General features: G+C 64.4%; 18 protein-coding genes and 1 tRNA gene. 7 read left to right on the forward strand and 12 right to left on the reverse strand.

The window, feature by feature from the left end; all coding sequences use genetic code 11:
• Positions 1–18 precede the first annotated feature (18 nt).
• Genes ACT17R_RS01255 through ccmC form a run of 7 tightly spaced genes read right to left on the reverse strand, consistent with a single transcriptional unit; the run spans position 19 to position 4911 of the window.
• Entirely contained in the window at positions 19–669 is a 651-nt protein-coding gene (locus ACT17R_RS01255) for a tetratricopeptide repeat protein (protein ID WP_062902717.1), read from the reverse strand.
• Complete coding sequence (locus tag ACT17R_RS01260) at positions 666–1097, reverse strand: cytochrome c-type biogenesis protein (protein WP_062902718.1); 432 nt, start codon at positions 1095–1097, stop codon at positions 666–668. The genes ACT17R_RS01255 and ACT17R_RS01260 overlap by 4 nt, the downstream gene beginning before the upstream one ends.
• The gene (locus tag ACT17R_RS01265; RefSeq protein ID WP_186402274.1) at positions 1094–1624 is read right to left on the reverse strand and encodes a DsbE family thiol:disulfide interchange protein; all 531 of its coding nucleotides are present in this window, start codon (positions 1622–1624) and stop codon (positions 1094–1096) included. The genes ACT17R_RS01260 and ACT17R_RS01265 overlap by 4 nt, the downstream gene beginning before the upstream one ends.
• Entirely contained in the window at positions 1621–3588 is a 1968-nt protein-coding gene (locus ACT17R_RS01270) for a heme lyase CcmF/NrfE family subunit (protein WP_444808825.1), read from the reverse strand. Before ACT17R_RS01270 ends, ACT17R_RS01265 begins: the two co-directional genes overlap by 4 nt.
• A complete protein-coding gene (gene ccmE / locus ACT17R_RS01275) occupies positions 3585–4022 on the reverse strand; it encodes a cytochrome c maturation protein CcmE (protein ID WP_062902721.1) in 438 nt (145 codons plus the stop codon). Before ccmE ends, ACT17R_RS01270 begins: the two co-directional genes overlap by 4 nt.
• Positions 4019–4174, reverse strand: coding sequence for a hypothetical protein (locus ACT17R_RS01280; protein WP_186402276.1), 156 nt, complete (start codon positions 4172–4174; stop codon positions 4019–4021). The genes ccmE and ACT17R_RS01280 overlap by 4 nt, the downstream gene beginning before the upstream one ends.
• On the reverse strand, positions 4171–4911 hold the full coding sequence (gene ccmC / locus ACT17R_RS01285; protein ID WP_444808826.1) for a heme ABC transporter permease CcmC: 741 nt from the start codon (positions 4909–4911) through the stop codon (positions 4171–4173). Before ccmC ends, ACT17R_RS01280 begins: the two co-directional genes overlap by 4 nt.
• A 261-nt stretch (positions 4912–5172) precedes the next feature.
• Between ccmC and ACT17R_RS01290 the strand changes: the two genes are divergently transcribed.
• Positions 5173–7725 carry a TonB-dependent receptor plug domain-containing protein gene (locus ACT17R_RS01290; protein ID WP_186402278.1) on the forward strand — a complete coding sequence of 851 codons (2553 nt, stop codon included), beginning with the start codon at positions 5173–5175 and terminating at the stop codon, positions 7723–7725.
• 37 nt (positions 7726–7762) lie between these two features.
• Here the strand turns inward: ACT17R_RS01290 and ACT17R_RS01295 are convergent, their stop codons facing one another.
• From ACT17R_RS01295 to ACT17R_RS01305, 3 genes are all read right to left on the reverse strand, one after another.
• The gene (locus ACT17R_RS01295; RefSeq protein ID WP_263587427.1) at positions 7763–8116 is read right to left on the reverse strand and encodes a YbaN family protein; all 354 of its coding nucleotides are present in this window, start codon (positions 8114–8116) and stop codon (positions 7763–7765) included.
• A gap of 58 nt (positions 8117–8174) precedes the next feature.
• Positions 8175–9224 carry a Glu/Leu/Phe/Val family dehydrogenase gene (locus tag ACT17R_RS01300; protein WP_444808827.1) on the reverse strand — a complete coding sequence of 350 codons (1050 nt, stop codon included), beginning with the start codon at positions 9222–9224 and terminating at the stop codon, positions 8175–8177.
• Between the two features lie 110 nt (positions 9225–9334).
• A tRNA-His gene (locus ACT17R_RS01305) sits at positions 9335–9411 on the reverse strand.
• A 101-nt stretch (positions 9412–9512) separates the two neighbouring features.
• Between ACT17R_RS01305 and ACT17R_RS01310 the strand changes: the two genes are divergently transcribed.
• Positions 9513–10193, forward strand: coding sequence for a prolyl hydroxylase family protein (locus tag ACT17R_RS01310; RefSeq protein WP_263587428.1), 681 nt, complete (start codon positions 9513–9515; stop codon positions 10191–10193).
• 46 nt (positions 10194–10239) lie between these two features.
• Here the strand turns inward: ACT17R_RS01310 and ACT17R_RS01315 are convergent, their stop codons facing one another.
• On the reverse strand, positions 10240–10980 hold the full coding sequence (locus tag ACT17R_RS01315) for an SIMPL domain-containing protein (RefSeq protein WP_444808828.1): 741 nt from the start codon (positions 10978–10980) through the stop codon (positions 10240–10242).
• Positions 10981–11115: 135 nt separating this feature from the next.
• Here ACT17R_RS01315 and ACT17R_RS01320 point away from each other — a divergent pair, with 135 nt between their 5' ends.
• Entirely contained in the window at positions 11116–12897 is a 1782-nt protein-coding gene (locus tag ACT17R_RS01320; RefSeq protein WP_263587430.1) for an ABC-F family ATP-binding cassette domain-containing protein, read from the forward strand.
• An 83-nt stretch (positions 12898–12980) separates the two neighbouring features.
• Here the strand turns inward: ACT17R_RS01320 and rpsU are convergent, their stop codons facing one another.
• Positions 12981–13187 (reverse strand): 30S ribosomal protein S21, encoded by a 207-nt coding sequence (gene rpsU, locus ACT17R_RS01325; RefSeq protein WP_003047635.1) that lies wholly within the window; start codon positions 13185–13187, stop codon positions 12981–12983.
• Between the two features lie 271 nt (positions 13188–13458).
• Here rpsU and ACT17R_RS01330 point away from each other — a divergent pair, with 271 nt between their 5' ends.
• The 4 genes from ACT17R_RS01330 to ACT17R_RS01345 all read left to right on the forward strand — a co-directional run bounded on the left by ACT17R_RS01330 (position 13459) and on the right by ACT17R_RS01345 (position 17194).
• Entirely contained in the window at positions 13459–14223 is a 765-nt protein-coding gene (locus tag ACT17R_RS01330) for a class II aldolase/adducin family protein (RefSeq protein WP_062902728.1), read from the forward strand.
• 27 nt (positions 14224–14250) lie between these two features.
• Positions 14251–14796, forward strand: a complete 546-nt coding sequence (locus ACT17R_RS01335) for a (2Fe-2S)-binding protein (RefSeq protein ID WP_444808829.1) — start codon at positions 14251–14253, stop codon at positions 14794–14796.
• A gap of 112 nt (positions 14797–14908) precedes the next feature.
• A complete protein-coding gene (locus ACT17R_RS01340; protein ID WP_444808830.1) occupies positions 14909–15793 on the forward strand; it encodes an RcnB family protein in 885 nt (294 codons plus the stop codon).
• A gap of 123 nt (positions 15794–15916) precedes the next feature.
• Entirely contained in the window at positions 15917–17194 is a 1278-nt protein-coding gene (locus tag ACT17R_RS01345; protein WP_444808831.1) for an amidohydrolase family protein, read from the forward strand.
• The last annotated feature ends 8 nt before the right edge of the window (positions 17195–17202 follow it).

Below are 17202 nucleotides of genomic sequence, written 5' to 3' on the forward strand. Positions count from 1 at the left end.
GACAGGAATAGCATTGAATCAAGGCCCGGTCGGCGCATCGGGGGACAGGTCCGGCCCCATCGCCTGTCGCAATTGGGCCAGCCGCATCTCGAGGTCCGCGCGCCACGGCGCATCGGGCGGGGTGCGCGCCAGAAGCTGGCTCCATACCGCGTCCGCACCCTTCAGATCGCCGCTCTGCGCCATCGCAAGGCCTGCAAAGAAAGGCGGCGCGGGATGGTTCGGGTCGCGCTTTGCGGCCTCATCGAACGCGAGCGCGGCGGCGGGCGACATCACGCCGCCACCATGCGCAACAAGCGCATTGCCCAAGCCGACCCAAAGATCGACATTGTCGGGATAACGCTCCAGCCCCTTTTCAAGCGTTTGCGCAGCCAGCGCCGTCTTGCCGGTTCGCGCAAAGCCGTCCGACATCGCGATCCATTGTGCGGCCGGTCCAAAACGGTCGGCCATACCCTGCTGACGATCGGTGATCGCCTCGCCGAACCCTTCAAGCTGTTCGGGCGCCACGATCGGCTTGCCGGGCAAGGATGGGCTACCCTGCAGAGCATAACCGGCGACGCCCACCATGACCGCAGCGACAGCAAGCGGCCGAGCCGCCGCCGGCAGCTTGCCGAACAAGAAGATGGCGCCCAGCGTGACCAAGCCGACAAGCAATATCCACATCCAGATCATGGAGCGTTCTCCGCATCGCCTGCGTCGCGGCGGAAACGCCCGAAGGCCAGCCATCCTCCGAGCAACAGGAAAGCGAGCGGCCCGAGCCACAACAGGGCGGTGGCCGCATCGAACGGCGGATCGTAACTGACCCAATTGCCATAGCGCGCCACCAGCCATTGGCGGATCGCATCGGGGCTTTCTCCCGCGGCAATCTTGGTGCGCACCTCATGCCGCATGTCGCCGGCGAGCGGCGCATCGCTGTCGGCGATCGACTGCCCCTGGCAGACGAGGCAGCGCAACGTTTCCATAAGTGCCTTGGCTTTTTCTTCCTGCGCGGGATCGGGAAGCTGCTGATAGGCATAGGGCGCCGGCGGCAGGCGATCCTGCGCGGCCGCAGGCGCAGCGGCCAGAACAAGCGAGGCGAGCAGGATGGTCCAGCCCCTCACTTCATCTTCTCCAGCTTGGCGACGATTTCCGGCACCTGTTCCTGAAGGATTACGCCCTGTATCTGTTCGCGGATGATCCCCTTGCCGTCGATCAGGAAGGTTTCGGGGACGCCCGACGAGCCGAGCGCGATCTGGACGCTGCTTTGCACATCCGACCCGATGCGGTCGAAGGGATTGCCATTTTCCCGCAGGAATTGCGCCACATCGTCGGGCCGGTCGCGGATCGCGATGCCGTCGATCGGAACGCCCGCGGCCTTCAGCGCCTCAAGCTGCGGCGCCTCGGCACGGCACGGGATGCACCAGCTGGCAAAGACGTTGACGAGGCGCGGCCGCCCGTCGGCGAGGTCGCTGCTTTTCAGGCCCTCGACGCCGGCGGTTGCGGGCGGCAGGTCGAACAACGGCATCGGCTTGTTGATCCACTGCGACTGGATCAGCGTTTCGGGCGGAGTCGTCAGGCGATAGATGAAGGCCCCAAACAGCAGCGCGGTAATCGCCAAAGGCACGAACAGGATCCAGCGGGTCTTCATGCGTAGCGCCCCTCGGCCTTGCGCGCGCGGTGACTGCGCCACAGGGCCAGCAATTGCGCACGGCCGAGCAGCGACAGCGCCGCGCCGATCGCGATCAATGCCCCACCCAGCCAGATCCACCAGACGAGCGGCTTCCACCACAGGCGAAGCTGGTAGCGGTCGGCGCGGCCATCGGCGCCCGTGACCGGCTGGCCGAGCACGGCATAAAGCTGTCCGCCCGGCCGCGTCAGCAATGCGGCCTCATTGGTTTCGGTTGGCGCGCCGCCCATCAGGCCCGGAAAAGTTCGCGCCTCGGGCCGCAGGGTGAAGCTGTGTCCGGAGGGCGATGTCGCGATCAGCGTTCCTTCGACCGCGGTGTAATTGGGGCCAGCGATCGGGCGGACGCCGACGAACTTCACCGTGAAATCATCGACGGTGACCGTCTCGCCCGGCGCCGCAGCCACCAGCCGTTCCTTGATGAAAGCGCTTTCGGCGGCCATCCCGGCAAGCGCGACCGCGACGCCGAAGTGCGCGATCACCATGCCCCATGTCGGCAGCGGCGTCCGGCGCAGATTGCGGCCCCACAATGGCGCCAGGCTGGCAACCGCGACGATCCCGGCGACCGTCATGCCAAGCAGCGGCAGCACGCCGACCTTACCGCCGAACAGGATCAGGCCGAACAGCACCGCCGACCCGGCAAGAATCGCGGCAGGAAGTCGCGACCACAGCTTGCGCCCGTCGTCCTTGCGCCAGGCGAGTAGCGGACCGGCCACCATGACCAGACACAGGATCAGCGCGAGCGGGCCCGCAACCTTGTTATAATAGGGCGGTCCGACCGAAATCTTTTCGCCCATGGCCTCAGCCACGATCGGATAGAGCGTACCGAGCAGCACGAGCGCAAGGATCGTCGTGAGCAGCAGATTGTTGATGACGAGCGACCCCTCGCGACTGAGCAGCGCGAATTTCTTGCCTTCGGCGACGCTGCTGGCGCGCAACGCGAACAGCGTCAATGCGCCGCCGATGTAGATCGCCATCAGCGCGAGCAGGAAGGTTCCGCGTTCGGGGTCGACGGCAAAGCTGTGCACGCTGGTCAGCAGGCCCGACCGCACGATGAACGTGCCGACCATTGACATGGAGAAAGCGACAACCGCGAGCATCACCGTCCATGCGCGCAACGCGTTGCGCGTCGCGGTCACGCTCACCGAGTGGAGCAGCGCCGCGCCTGCAAGCCACGGGATGAGCGACACATTTTCAACCGGGTCCCAGAACCACCAGCCGCCCCAGCCCAGCTCGTAATAGGCCCAATAGCTGCCGGCGGTAATTCCCAGAGTCAGGAAAATCCAGCTTCCCAAGACCCACGGCCGCATGGCGCGCGCGAAGGCCGGGCCGATCTCGCGCGTGATCAGCGCGCCGACCGCAAAGCTGAAGGCGACCGACAAACCGACGTAGCCGACGTAAAGCGTCGGCGGGTGAAAGGCGAGCCCGGGATCCTGCAACAGCGGGTTCAGCCCCTGCCCGTCGGGCGGCGCGATCGGCAGCCGCTTGAAGGGGTTCGATGAAAAGAGCAGAAACGCAAAAAAGCCGAGGCTCAGCGCCGCCTGCGCAGCAAGCGTTGCGACCAGCGTATCCTCGCGCAGCCGCTTTTCGAAGATCGCAACGAGCGCGCCCGACAAGCCGAGGATCGTGAGCCACAGAAGCATCGATCCTTCATGATTGCCCCAGGCGCCCGCGACCTTGAACAGCATCGGCTTCAAACTGTGGCTGTTGCGCGCCACCAGTTCGACCGACATGTCGGACCGCACGAAAAGCGCGATCAGCATCGCGAAAGCCGCCGCGGTCAAAACGCCCTGCGCGACGCTCGCCGGCCGGACGAGGGCTGCAAGATCGCCTTTGCCGCTCCGCAGATAGAGGCTGCCCGCGACGAGCGACAGGCAGGCGAGCGCCGCAGCCATCCACAACAGCGCGAGACCCAGTTCGGCGATCATGCTTTCGGCGCTGCTTTCATAGCCTTGGGCATATCGCCCATTTGCGGCGGCATATAGCGTTCGTCATGCTTGGCCAGGATACGGTCGGCCACAAAGGTGCCATCGGCCCGCATCCGGCCGTCGGCGACCATTCCGGCATTTTCGGCAAACAGATCGGGCACGATGCCCTTATATTCGACTGGGATCGATGCCTTGCCGTCGGTGGCGACGAAGCGGATCGTCACGCCGTCGGGCTGATGCCTGATGCTGCCGGCCGCCACCATTCCGCCCAGCCGCATTGCTTCGCCCACTTCGGCTTTGCCCGCTTGAATTTCGGCAGGCGTGCGGAAATAGGCCGCCTCGTCGCGCAGCGCGCTCGCCGCGAGAACCCCCGCGCCGCCGACGCCGCACAGCGCCACCGCCGCCAGGATCAGTCGTTGATGTTTCGCTTTCATGTCCGGTCCCTGCGCAGCGCAGCGCTGCGCTTTTCAGCCTTCGTCATCGTCCGCCAGCTATGCCAGACCACCGCTCCGGTCAGGAGCGCGGTCAGCATATAGGCAGCCGCGACATAGGCCCATTGGCCGTTTCCGGTTATGACGCCGGTCAAAATTCGCCCCCCTCATCGTCCGCCAACCGGCGCAGGCGCGCCGCGACCCGATTGTCGGCTATGATCCGCCGCATGCGCATCAATACGATCGCCCCGAATAGCAGCGAAAATCCGGCCAAGGTCAAGCCCAGCGGCCACAACAGGCTGCCGTCGATGCTCGATCCGCGCATGGTGATGCTCGGCCCTTGATGCAGGCTGTTCCACCACACGACGCTGCGATTGATGATCGGGATGTTGATCGCGCCGACCAGCGCATAAATCGCGGCACCGCGCGAAAGCGTTCCGCCCTGCTGCTCGCTTTCGTCGCCCGTCGTCAACGCGACGAAACCGGCATAGAGAAAGAGCAGCACGAGCATCGACGTCATGCGGCCGTCCCACTCCCACCAGGTTCCCCAGGTCGGCTTTCCCCAGATCGATCCGGTCGCGAGACACAGTGCGGTGAACAGCATGCCAGGAACCGCGATCGCGCGCGCCGCAATCCCTGCCAGCGGGTGCCGCCACACGAGCTGCACCAATCCTGCAAGAGCGAGCGACGTCCAGCCCCCCATGCCGAGCCAGGCGGCGGGAACATGAACATAGAGAATGCGCGCCGTCTCGCCCTGCTTCGCTTCGCCCGGCACCATCGTCAGCCCGGCCCATGCGCCGGCGAGCAAGAACGCCAGTCCCAGCCACAGCAGCCACGGCGTCAGCGGACGCGCAATGGCCAGGAAACGGGTCGGATTCGCATAGGCGTGCATCGCGCGCCGAGCCTTAGGCGAGCGCACGGCCGCGGTCTAGACAATTGACGCCATCGGCGTCGCGCACGAATGATATCGATAGCAATGATGGGAAGACATAAAATTACTTAGTATGCGGCAATTGTGTGGCTCAATTGCCACATATGTCACCAAAACGAAATAATAGCGCCCCGCTCGGCCGCGTGAGGGGTGGAAGCGTCGGCATTTCTCATCAAACCTGTGCAGGTCGTTTCTAGGGGCAATCAACAGGGAAAGATGACCATGAAAAACACGACCCAATTATCGAGCCTCGCGCTCGCCACCGCTCTTGTCGCAAGCGGTTGGACTGCGCCGGCTTTCGCACAGGAAGGCGCCAACGACGCGGATGCGAACGAAACGATCATCGTAACCGGCACCCGCCGGACCGACCGGACGATCGCCGACAGCACCGTGCCGATCGACGTGATCTCGAGTGAATCGCTGCAGAATAGCGGGACGACCGAAACGAACCGGCTACTCAACCAGCTCGTTCCTTCGTTCAATTTCCCTCAGCCGTCGCTGACCGACGGCACGGACTCGCTGCGTCCGGCCACGCTGCGCGGCCTCGCGCCCGACCAGGTGCTCGTGCTCGTGAACGGCAAGCGCCGCCATCTTTCGTCGCTGCTCAACCTGAATGGCTCGATCGGACGCGGCTCGGCGGGCGTCGACATGAACACGATTCCGCCGCTGGCAATCGAGCGTATCGAGGTGCTGCGCGACGGCGCGTCCTCGCAATATGGCTCGGACGCGATTGCTGGCGTTATCAACATCCAGCTCAAGAAAAGCGTCGGGGGCCGTGCGCAGATCAGCTTCGGCAAATATATCACGACGATGGAGGATGTCGCGCAGGTCGCCAGCGTCGCACCGACGACGGGAGCGTCCGACGATCCGGCAATCACCTACACGGGCGAGGATCGCAAGCGCCGCGACGGCGACACCTGGACCATCGGGACCAATATAGGCCTGCCGATCGGCGATGCGGGCTATTTCAACTTCACGGCCGAATATAAGGACCGTTCGCCAACCAACCGCTCGGGCCCCGATTTGCGGCGCAACTATGCCGCTGCGGGGGATCCGCGCGAAGTGACCTTCAACCGCTACGAACACCGCTTCGGCGATGGCGAATCGAAGGACATGAACTTCTTCTTCAACGCCGGGATGGATGTTGGCGAAAGCTTTGAGCTCTACAGCTTCGGTAGTTACGGCATCCGTGACGCCAATGGCGCGGGCTTCTATCGCCGCTCGCTCGACTCGCGCAACGCCGACTGGGACAATGGCGGCCAGCCAATCTATCCCGACGGCTTCCTGCCGCTGATTACCAGCACCATTCAGGATATCGCCATCGCCGGCGGGCTGCGCGGCGAAACCGCAGGCTGGAACCTCGACCTGTCGGTCAACTATGGATCGAACCGGCTCGACTATGGCGTCGAGAACAGCGTGAACACCTCGCTCGGCAGCCTGCACAGCCCGCGCAAGTTCGACGCAGGCGGTCTCCGCTCGGGGCAAACCTCGGTCAACCTCGACGCAAGCCGTGACCTGAACCTCGGTATCGGCAGCACCACGCTGGCGCTCGGAGCGGAATGGCGGAACGAGAATTACCGCATCGTTCCGGGGCAGCTCGAAAGCTATATCGCCGGTCCTTACACCTTCTCCAACGGCGCGGCGCCGGGTTCGCAGGTGTTCCCCGGCTTTTCGCCGACCACCGCGATCGACAAGTCGCGCGACAGCTTTGCCGGCTATCTCGAACTCGATGCCGATATCAGCGATATGTTCAACGTCCAGGCCGCCGGCCGCTACGAACATTTCTCGGACTTCGGCGACACGGTGAACGGGAAGCTTGCGGCGCGGTTCGAGCCCATCGACGGTCTCGCTTTCCGCGGGTCGGTTTCGACCGGTTTCCGCGCACCGGGGATGGCCCAGCAGTTCTTCTCGACCACCTCGACGAACAATGTGAACGGGACGCTGATCGAGATCGGCACCTTCCCGGTTGCATCGCCGATTGCCGTCGCACTCGGGGCGCAGCCGCTGAAGCCGGAAAAATCGGTCAACTTCGGCGGCGGCTTCGCCTTCAACATGGTTCGCGGACTCAGCCTGACAGTCGATTATTACCGCATCAAGATCAACGATCGCATCACGCTCACCGAAAACCTGCAGGGCGCAGACGTCGTCGCGATCCTTCAGGCAGCCAATGTGCAGGGCACATCGGCACGCTTCTTCATCAACGGGATCGACACCCGCACGCAGGGTGTCGATATCGTCGGAAGCTATCGCCTGCCCGATTTCGGGATCGGCAAGGTTACGCTCACTGCCGGCTATAATCTCAACGATACCAAGATCACCGATCGCCGAACGTTCAGCGGCTTTACGGCGCAGCGGCTGTTCGCTCGCCCCGAAAGCTTCCGCCTGACCGACGGCCAGCCCTCGAACAAGCTGAACGTCGGGGTCGATTGGGAGGCGGGTCCCGCCGGCATGACGCTCCGTGCCAATCGCTATGGCAAGGTCTTTCTGCCCGGCCCCAGCCTCGACATCACCATCCCGAAGGGTGCCGCTCCTGGCGATATCACCCTGACCCCGAAATGGGTTGTCGATCTGGAGTTCCGCTTCCGCCCGATCCAGCCGGTGCAGATCGCCGTCGGTGCCAATAATCTGCTCGACGAATATCCGGACCGCCTGCCGTTCGGGGTTGTCGATGGCTATAACTATGGCCTGAACAACAGCTTCCTGCCCTATTCGTCGCAGTCGCCGTTCGGCTTCAGCGGTCGCTTCGTCTATGGGCGTGTGTCGGTCGACTTCTAAGCTCGGACGACATTGCTGAAAGGGACAAGGCCGGGGGCTATGCCTCCGGCCTTGTCCATATCCAGCTTCCCGTTACGACGGCCGCGATGATCGGCGCCATCATCCACGGCCAGGGCGCAAAGAGCAGCGCCAGCGCAATGCTGAAAACAAAGGCGGCACTTGCAGCAAGCTTGCCGCGGCGACTGATCGCCCCCTTCTCGCGCCAAGCAACAATGTGGTTTCCAAAGGTCGGATGCGTGAGCAGCCAGGCCTCGAGGCGCGGCGACGAGCGCGCGAAGCAGAAGGCGGCTAGGATCACGAAGGGCACGGTCGGCAACAGCGGCAGGAACGCACCGAGCGCGCCGAGCCCCAATGAGGCCCATCCCGAAACCAGATAGAAATGCCGCTTCATGGGAGCGGCTTAGCGCGTTTTCGCGCGCGCGCCATCCCATGTTGCAACCGGCCGCTGGTCAGCGCCGCCCGATCAGCTTTTGCGCCATATGATCCGCTACCGTCGCTGCCGGCGTGCCGCTTGCCTTGCTCTCGGCCCAGATCTCGGCGAGGCGACCCGGAATCAGGTGGATGCGGCTTTCGACCTCCTCCTGACTGCCCTGCCCCAGATATTCGAGCGCCACGTTGATGATGCCGCCGGCGTTGATCACATAATCGGGCGCGTAGACGATGCCGCGATCGTGGATGCGCTGCCCGTCGGCGGCGGTTGCGAGCTGGTTGTTCGCGCCGCCCGCGACGATCGGCACGCGCAACTTTTCGATGCTGCGTTCGGTCAGGATCGCCCCCAGCGCATTGGGGCTGAGCACATCGGCTTCGATTTCCATGATAGCCGCCGAGTCGGCGAGATCGGCACCCAATTCCTCTGCCAGTGCTTTTGCGCGCGCCAGATTGACGTCGGCAAGGGTCAGCTTCGCGCCTTCGGCCGCAAGCCGCCGCGCAACGCCGCCGCCGACGCTGCCGACGCCCTGGATCGCGATCCGCACGCCCGCGGCGCTGTCGGTACCCAGCCCTTCGCGGATCGCCGCCTTGATACCCAGATAAACGCCAAGCGCGGTATAGGGACCGGGGTCGCCCCCGGCCTCGCCGCTCGCGACCGGAAGGCCGCTGACATGTTTGGTCTGCTTCGCGATCTGGACCATGTCGGCGTCGGTGATGCCGACATCTTCCGCGGTCACATAGGCGCCGCCCAGCGATTCGACCGCCCGACCGAAGGCGGCAAGCAGTTCGGGGGTCTTGGTGCCGGCTTCGTCGGCCAGGATTACGCCCTTGCCGCCGCCCATCGGCAGCCCCGCCATCGCATTCTTATAGCTCATGCCGCGCGAGAGGCGTAGCGCATCGACGATCGCGGCCGACCGCTGCGGATAATGCCAGAAGCGCACCCCGCCCGCACCGGGGCCGAGGTGGGTCGAATGCACGGCGATGACCGCCGTCAGTCCGCTGTCGCGATCGCGGAACATGTGAACATGTTCATGATCGTCGAAATCGGCGAAATCCCAGACTGCGGACATGGCGTCACCCTCGCGTTAAAAAATTACGTAGGGGCGTAATAATGAAATAGCCGGCGCGAGTCACCCCCAAAGGGATCGCCACGGTTCTGATCAACGAAAAGCTTTGAAAATGGGGCGATCGACGGGACTTGAACCCGCGACCCCCGGTACCACAAACCGGTGCTCTAACCAACTGAGCTACGATCGCCATATGCCGGGCGAGACCGCCTGCGACAGCGCGCGGCGATAGGCGTGACCACCTCTTTCGTCAAGCATTGTTCGCATGACCAACGCCGCCTAAAAGAGGCCATGTCCGGAAACGAGCATGTCGATATGGCGCTGTCGGGCGCCGACCGTACCGCCGAGCGGCTGGCGCTGCTTCCCGGCATCCGGCGCGCACCGACGCCCAAGCTGCAGCAATTCATGCTGGTGGGTTTTCTCGATCCCGCAACATGCGCCGGGCTGATGGCGCAGATCGACCGCGACGTGCGCCCTTCGACGATCGCCGATCCCAATGGTGACGAAGCTTTCCGGACCAGCACGACCTGCGACCTCGATCACCGCGATCCGCTGGTGCGGGCGGTCAACGCGCGGCTGCACGATATCACCGGAATACCGCTGGATCATGGCGAGCCGCTACAGGGGCAGCGCTATGATGTGGGGCAGGAGTTCAAGGCGCATACCGACTATTTCGACCCGCACGGCGCCGACTGGGAGACCTATTGCGCGATTCCCGGACAGCGAACCTGGACGTTGATGGTCTATCTCAACCAGCCCCAGGCGGGCGGCGCGACGCGCTTTCTCGCCACGGGCAAGATGCACCAGCCTGAAACGGGCAAACTCGTCGCGTGGAACAATGTCCGCGCGGACGGAAAGCCGAACCCCGAGACGCTCCATCACGGAATGAAGGTGCGCAAGGGCCGCAAATATATCATCACCAAATGGTTCCGCGAACGCACCTGGCCATGGGCCGAGGGCGAGCTAGGCTGATCCGGCCGACCGTGCCTCGGCGTCTGCCGAGACACGGCCCAGACCTTTAGCGTACCAGCCGATACTGGAAACTCAAAGTCAACGTGTTGCCGACCTGACCCGGCTCGACCGGCGTCGATTTGGCCTCTGCGGCCATCATCTGCACGCGCGGCATGGGGACCGGCCCGCCGACAGCACCGCCTTCGCTGATCGAAACCAGCTCGGCGGCGCGATAGCCGGCCAGCTTGGCATAGTCCGCCGCCTTCGCTTCGGCAGCCTTGATCGCCGCGCCGCGAACGCCGACAAGCTGCGCATCGGGATCTTTTATCGCGAACCAGGGGCCATCGATATTGGTCCCACCCGCCGCGACGAGCGCATCGAGCAGCGGCCCGATATCGTCGATCTTCGGCGTCGTCGCGCGCACGCTGTTGCTGACCTGATAGCCCAGGAAGCGCGGCGGCTGACCGTCGCTACGATTATTATAGTCATATTGCGGCGACAAGCTGATGCCGCTTGTCTGAATATCCTCGGCCTTGATCCCGCGTGCCTTGGCAGCGGCGATCAGCTTGTCCATCGCGGCGGCGTTCAGCCGCATTGCTTCGACTGCGGTTGGCGCGGTCGTCGTCACGCCGGCGCCCACCGTCGCCTCATCGGGCCGCGAACGGACCTCCTCGCTCACGCTGAAGCTCAGGATCGGTCCTTCCGTCGTCGCTGTCGTCACCGTCGAACCTCCCTGCTGTGCAATGGCCGGCGTCGCAGCCAGCAGCGCGATGCCGGTCGCCATGGCGGTGAACATATGCTTGGTCATATCAAACTCCTGTAGGCCGGACCCCCGGCCGATCGTGGATACCCACCCCATACGCAGGACGGAGTGGGCCCGTTCCCGCCTTTGGGCGCTCGGCGCTTGCATGACGCTGAACGCCTATGTAGCGAGCCGTTCATCATGGCAGCTCCCATTCTCTCTTACGAAGGCCTGGCCCTGGTGCAGGGCACCGGCTGGCTGTTTCAGGATCTCGACATCTACGTCGGCGCGCGCGATCGGCTTGCACTGATCGGCCGCAATGGTGCGGGCAAGACGACGCTGCTCAAGTTGCTCGCCGGACGTATCGAGCCCGACAAGGGCAAGCGGACGATTGTCCCCGGCACCCACGTCGTGCTGCTGGAGCAGGAGCCCGATTTCACGGGCTATGCGACGCTGATGGACTATGCGATCGGCGGCGCGAACCCGCCCGCCGAACATGAGGTGGCGGCGATCGCCGACCAGCTTGGCATCGAAATGGCGCGCGAAGCGGCAAGCGCCTCGGGGGGCGAGCGTCGCCGCGCCGCCATCGCGCGCGCGCTGGCGCAGAACCCCGACGTGTTGCTGCTCGACGAGCCGACCAACCACCTCGACCTAGCGGCGATCGACTGGCTCGAAGGCTGGCTGTCACGCTTCTCCGGCGCCTTCGTCGCCATCAGCCACGACCGCACCTTTCTGACGCGCCTGACGCGCCAGACCCTTTGGCTCGACCGCGGCGGCATCCGGCGCAAGGAAATCGGCTTCGGCGGCTTCGATGCGTGGATGGAGGCCATCTATGCCGAAGAAACGCGCGCCGCGGAAAAGCTCGATGCGAAGCTGAAGCTGGAGGCACACTGGCTCCAGCGCGGCGTGACCGCGCGCCGCCGCCGCAACCAGGGCCGGCTCGAAAAGCTGATCGAGATGCGGGCCACGCGCGCGGCGATGATCGGCGGCCCCGGCGTCGCCAAGCTCGGCCTCGCCAACGACGACGTCCGCTCGAAGTCGGTGATCGTCGCCGACCATATCAGCAAGCGCTTCGGCGATCGCACGATCATCAAGGACTTCGACTTTCGCGTCCAGCGCGGCGACCGCATCGGGATCGTAGGCGCCAATGGCGCGGGCAAATCGACGCTGCTGAAGCTGCTCACTGGCGAAATCGAACCCGACGAGGGCAAGGTCACCCTCGCCCCGACGCTCGATGGCATCGTCATCGATCAGCAGCGCAGCCTGCTGTCGCCCGAAAAGACCGTGCGCGACATCCTCGCGGACGGCGGCGACTGGGTCGAGGTGCGCGGCGTGAAGAAGCATGTCCAGGGTTACCTCAAGGACTTCCTCTTCGATCCTTCGGTTGCCGAGGCCAGCGTCGCCGCGCTTTCGGGCGGTGAACGCTCGCGGCTTCTGCTCGCGCGCGAATTCGCGCGCGAATCGAACCTGCTCGTCCTCGACGAACCGACCAACGATCTGGACCTCGAAACGCTCGACCTCTTGCAGGAGGTCATCGCCGACTATGCGGGAACCGTGCTGTTGGTCAGCCACGATCGCGACTTCCTCGACCGCACCGTGACGGTCACCCTCGGCCTCGACGGATCCGGCAAGGTCGATATCGTCGCGGGCGGCTATGCCGACTGGGAAGCCAAGCGCAGCAAGCCCTCGTCGGCGAAAGCCAAGGCGGCCGGCGCCGATACCGCGCCGCCCCCACCGCCCCAGGCACGCCGGAAACTCTCCTACAAGGACCAGCGCGACTATGACCTGCTTCCGGGCCGTATCGAGGAGATTGAGAAGGAGATGGCCGGCATCGAAACCGAATTGTCCGACGGCAGCCTGTTCACGCGCGACAATGCGCGTTTCAGCGCCCTGACGGCAAAGCTCGACGCGTTGCGCTCGGAAAAAGCCGCAGCCGAGGATCGCTGGCTGGCGCTGGCCGAAGAAGTCGACGCGCTAGGATAAGTCCTGCACCACAGGCAAAGAAAAAGGGCACCGCGTTGCCGCGGCGCCCTTCTACGAAACAGGATTTCGTATCGAAGACGGTCTTACTTGATACCGTCGCGTTCCATCCGCTTGCGCTCCATCTTGCGGGCGCGGCGGACGGCGGCGGCGCGTTCGCGCGCACGCTTTTCGCTCGGCTTTTCGTAGTGACGGCGCAGCTTCATTTCGCGATACACGCCTTCCCGCTGCAGCTTCTTCTTGAGCGCGCGGAGGGCCTGGTCGACATTATTGTCGCGAACGATGATCTGCATACGCCGTGTCGTCTCCTGTTCGTCAGACGGCCGAGGCTTCCGGCGGAAATCCGGGTTGCCATAGCTCGCCGATATTCGGGCAATAAAAAGAGCGTCGCAAAGGCGCGACGTTCCGTTGGGGCGGCCACTAGAGAGATTCGCGCCAAAATGCAAGCCCCCACGCGGCAAATCGTCGCACTTCCGCGCGCGGATGCCCGCCGCCGCCATTGCGCGCGCCCGCTCGCCTGTGGCATAGGTAGCAAGACGAAACCGACAGGAAGAGGATCGCCCGATGGCAACCCAGCTCAAGCGCAACAGCAAATATAGCGAAGCCGAATGGACGGCGCGGCTCGAACTCGCCGCCTGCTACCGAATTTTCGCGATGATGGGCTGGGACGAAATGATCTTCAACCACATCACGGTGAAGGTGCCGGACGAGGACGGCAGCTACCTCATCAACCCCTATGGCATGCACTTCAGCGAAGTGACTGCGTCGAGCCTGATCAAGATCGACATCGACGGCAACAAGGTCGACGTGGATAATCCGTGGCACGTCAACAAGGCGGGCTTCGTCCAGCACAGCCTGTTCCACCGCGTGCTGCCCGACGCCCATGCGATCATCCACACCCACACGACCGCGACAACGGCGGTCTGTTCGCTAGAGGGTGGGCTCCAGCCTGTAAACTTCTATGCCTGCAATTTCATGGGCCAGCTTGGCTATCATGATTTCGAGGGTGTGACGGTGCGCGAGGAAGAGGGCGAACGCCTCGTCGAAAATCTGGGCGACAAGCGCATCCTGATGCTGAAGAATCACGGTCCCGTCGTGATGGGCAAGACGCTGACCGACGCCTTCATCAAATATTGGGCGCTCCAGCGCGCCTGCGAAATCCAGCTCGCTACGATGAGCATGGGCAAGCCGATCACCGTCCCCGAAGACGTGATCAAGGTTCATCAGCGCGACCTATACATGGCCGCAATTCCCGGCCAGTCGGGCAAGGCCGAATTCGACGCGATGGTGCGCAAGGTCGACAAGATCGACACGAGCTGGCGTGACTAATCACCGCGTTCGGCTAAGACGGGCGGCATGACAAAATTCTCGGTCAACGACCGCCCGGTCGAATATCGCATGGATCCCGAAACGCCCCTGCTCTGGGCGCTGCGCGATGCGTCGAACCTGACCGGGACCAAATATGGCTGCGGCACCGGCGACTGCGGCGCCTGCACCGTCGATATCGACGGTGAGGCCATCCGCAGTTGCCTTGTGACCATTGCCGAATGCGAAGGCCGTTTCGTCACCACGATCGAGGCATTGTCACGCGACCGCAGTCACCCGGTCCAGCAAAGCTGGGTCGCCGAACAAGTGCCGCAGTGCGGCTTTTGCCAGTCTGGGATGATCATGACGGCCGCCGCGTTGCTGCGCAAGAACAGCAACCCCAGCGACGCCGAAATCGACGCCGCGATGACGGGCATTTGCCGCTGCGGCAGCTACCCCCGCATGCGCGAAGCGATCCGCCGCGCCGGCCGGGTGATCCGGGGTGAGGAGCGCATCGCCGCCGCACCGCCGCCGGGCATCCGACCCGACGACGCTGCTCGCGCCGTCCCGGCGCTGCGCCCGGCGGAGAGAAACTGAACGACAGGCAACAGTCCGGTTCAGCGCTCACTCATCTGATCGGCGGTAATTTCCGATTCATCATCCCGATCGGCCGGGTGCCGCATGGGACATGGATCTGGAGTGTGCCGAAATGAAGAAGACATTCGGAGGATTGCTGATCGCAGCGACGATCCTCACCCCCATCGCGCCCGCCGCCGCTCAGGCGAATGGCGAGCGCATTCAGATTGCCCAGCGCGGCGATCGCGGTGACCAGCGCGGCGATCGCGGTGACCACCGCGGCTCGCGTGGGACCGATGGCCGCCGTGGCGACTGGAACGGCGGCAATCGCGGCCAGAACCGGACCGCCCAGCCAGCACCGCAACCGCAGGCCCAGCCGCAGCAGCGCAATTACCGCACCGACCGGCGCGCGCCGCAGGGGCAGCAGTGGCAGGGACAGCGCAACGATACGCAGCGCCAGCAGCAATGGCAGGGTCAGCGCGGCGAAAGTCAGCGCCAGCAATGGCAAGGCCAGCGCGGCAACACGAGCGACCGCAGCCGAGATCGCAGCGGCCAGCCCGACCGCCGTTTCTATCGTCAGGACAATGACCGGAACGACCGGCGTTACGACCGCAACGATAATCGGCGCTATGACCGGAACGACAACCGCCGGTACGATAACAACCGGCGCTATGATAACGACCGTCGTTACGACAATCGGCGCGGCAACAGCTGGAACCGCGACTGGCGCAGCGACCGTCGCTACGACTGGCGCGGGTATCGCGACCGCAACCGGAGCTATTACCGGATGCCGCGCTATTACAACCCGTACCGGGGCCGCAATTACACGCGCTTCAGCATCGGTTTTTCGCTGGGTTCGCTCTTCTACAGCCAGCGCTACTGGATCAACGATCCCGGCTATTATCGCCTGCCGCCCGCTTACGGTCCCTATCGCTGGGTGCGCTATTATGACGATGCGCTGCTCGTGAACACCTACACGGGCCAGGTGGTCGATGTGATCTACGACTTCTTCTGGTAATATTCCTTTCGGTTATCAGAAGCCAAACTGAAGGGCCGGTTCGTCCGGCCCCTCTTTTATGCACCCTCCCCTTGCCCTCGCGCTCCGGCCGCGCCACGGTAGGCGAAAGACAGGGGAGATATCATGCTGAAGAAAAGCCTGCTCGCCGCCGCAGCGGTTGCCGCCATGCTGGGCGGCGTTGCCGCCGAAGCCAAGACGACGCTCATCTATGCCGCGCGCGTCATCACCGATCCCGACAAGCCCGCGCTTGGCCCGTCGACCGTGACCGTCACCGATGGCCGGATCATGACGATCGAGCCGGGCCGCGCCGCCACTCCGGCAGGTGCCGAATTCATCGATCTCGGCGACAAGACGCTGCTTCCCGGCCTGATCGACCTCCACGTTCATCTGACCGGCGATCCGGGCGGTGATTTCCGCAACGAAGCGGTCGATCCCGACGAATGGGGCGTTGTCGTCGGCGTCAAAAATGCCGCGATCACGCTGCGCGCCGGCTTCACCACGGTGCGTGAGGCGGGGTCGGGGCAATATACCGCCTTCTCGCTGCGCCGCGGTACCGCCGAAGGGTTGATCGAAGGACCGCGGATCATAGCCGCCGGTGTGCCCTTGTCGATCATCGGCGGCCATGGCGACGTCACGGGCTTCCGCGAAGATGTCCACGCCATACTCGATCAGGGCTATACCTGCACGGGCGCCGTGGAATGCGCCGAAAAGGTGCGCAAGGCATCGCGCGCCGGCGCCGATGTCATCAAGATCACCGCGACCGGTGGCGTCCTGTCGCAGCAGGGCCGCGGCCTCGGTGCGCATTTCTCGAATGCTGAACTCGTCAGCATCGCCGATACCGCCCATTCGCTGGGCCTCAAGGTCATGGCGCATGCGCATGGCGAGCGGGGGATCGAGGCCGCCGCCGCCGCCGGGATCGACAGCATCGAACATGGCACCTTCGCCGATGATGCGGCGCTCAAGGTCATGAAGGCCAAGGGCACCTATCTCGTCCCGACCCTCATGGCGTTCGAGGGCGTGCGCGAACGGCTCGGCAAGGGCATCTACACCCCCACTGTCGAGGAAAAGGTCCGCATGACGCTCGGCCGCGTGGGTCAGGCCGTGACGCGGGCAAAGGCGCTGGGCGTGCCGATCGCGTTCGGCACCGACGCCGGTGTGTTCGAACATGGCCGCAACGCTGGCGAGTTCACGCTGCTCGTCAAGGCGGGGCTGACCCCGCGAGAGGCGTTGGCGAGCGCGACGACCACCGCCGCCCGGTTGCTGTCGATGGAAAACGAGATCGGCCGCATCGCACCGGGCATGTCTGCCGACATGATCGCGGTCGATGGCGATCCGCTCGGCGATGTGACGACCCTCGAACATGTGCGCTGGGTCATGGCGCGCGGGCGTATCGCCGACTGACGACAGGA

This window comes from Sphingopyxis sp. Q841 (assembly GCF_052384365.1).
GTDB lineage: Bacteria > Pseudomonadota > Alphaproteobacteria > Sphingomonadales > Sphingomonadaceae > Sphingopyxis > Sphingopyxis terrae_A.

What these genes read in the sequence shown, in the direction of transcription:
- ACT17R_RS01320 (WP_263587430.1), top strand. Translation starts at nt 11,116, where the DNA reads ATGGCAGCTCCCATTCTCTCTTACGAAGGCCTGGCCCTGGTGCAGGGC.
- ACT17R_RS01290 (WP_186402278.1), top strand. Translation starts at nt 5,173, where the DNA reads ATGAAAAACACGACCCAATTATCGAGCCTCGCGCTCGCCACCGCTCTT.
- ACT17R_RS01340 (WP_444808830.1), top strand. Translation starts at nt 14,909, where the DNA reads ATGAAGAAGACATTCGGAGGATTGCTGATCGCAGCGACGATCCTCACC.
- ccmC (WP_444808826.1), bottom strand. Translation starts at nt 4,911, where the DNA reads ATGCACGCCTATGCGAATCCGACCCGTTTCCTGGCCATTGCGCGTCCG.
- rpsU (WP_003047635.1), bottom strand. Translation starts at nt 13,187, where the DNA reads ATGCAGATCATCGTTCGCGACAATAATGTCGACCAGGCCCTCCGCGCG.
- ACT17R_RS01330 (WP_062902728.1), top strand. Translation starts at nt 13,459, where the DNA reads ATGGCAACCCAGCTCAAGCGCAACAGCAAATATAGCGAAGCCGAATGG.
- ACT17R_RS01270 (WP_444808825.1), bottom strand. Translation starts at nt 3,588, where the DNA reads ATGATCGCCGAACTGGGTCTCGCGCTGTTGTGGATGGCTGCGGCGCTC.
- ccmE (WP_062902721.1), bottom strand. Translation starts at nt 4,022, where the DNA reads ATGAAAGCGAAACATCAACGACTGATCCTGGCGGCGGTGGCGCTGTGC.
- ACT17R_RS01265 (WP_186402274.1), bottom strand. Translation starts at nt 1,624, where the DNA reads ATGAAGACCCGCTGGATCCTGTTCGTGCCTTTGGCGATTACCGCGCTG.
- ACT17R_RS01335 (WP_444808829.1), top strand. Translation starts at nt 14,251, where the DNA reads ATGACAAAATTCTCGGTCAACGACCGCCCGGTCGAATATCGCATGGAT.
- ACT17R_RS01345 (WP_444808831.1), top strand. Translation starts at nt 15,917, where the DNA reads ATGCTGAAGAAAAGCCTGCTCGCCGCCGCAGCGGTTGCCGCCATGCTG.
- ACT17R_RS01295 (WP_263587427.1), bottom strand. Translation starts at nt 8,116, where the DNA reads ATGAAGCGGCATTTCTATCTGGTTTCGGGATGGGCCTCATTGGGGCTC.
- ACT17R_RS01300 (WP_444808827.1), bottom strand. Translation starts at nt 9,224, where the DNA reads ATGTCCGCAGTCTGGGATTTCGCCGATTTCGACGATCATGAACATGTT.
- ACT17R_RS01255 (WP_062902717.1), bottom strand. Translation starts at nt 669, where the DNA reads ATGATCTGGATGTGGATATTGCTTGTCGGCTTGGTCACGCTGGGCGCC.
- ACT17R_RS01310 (WP_263587428.1), top strand. Translation starts at nt 9,513, where the DNA reads ATGTCCGGAAACGAGCATGTCGATATGGCGCTGTCGGGCGCCGACCGT.
- ACT17R_RS01315 (WP_444808828.1), bottom strand. Translation starts at nt 10,980, where the DNA reads ATGACCAAGCATATGTTCACCGCCATGGCGACCGGCATCGCGCTGCTG.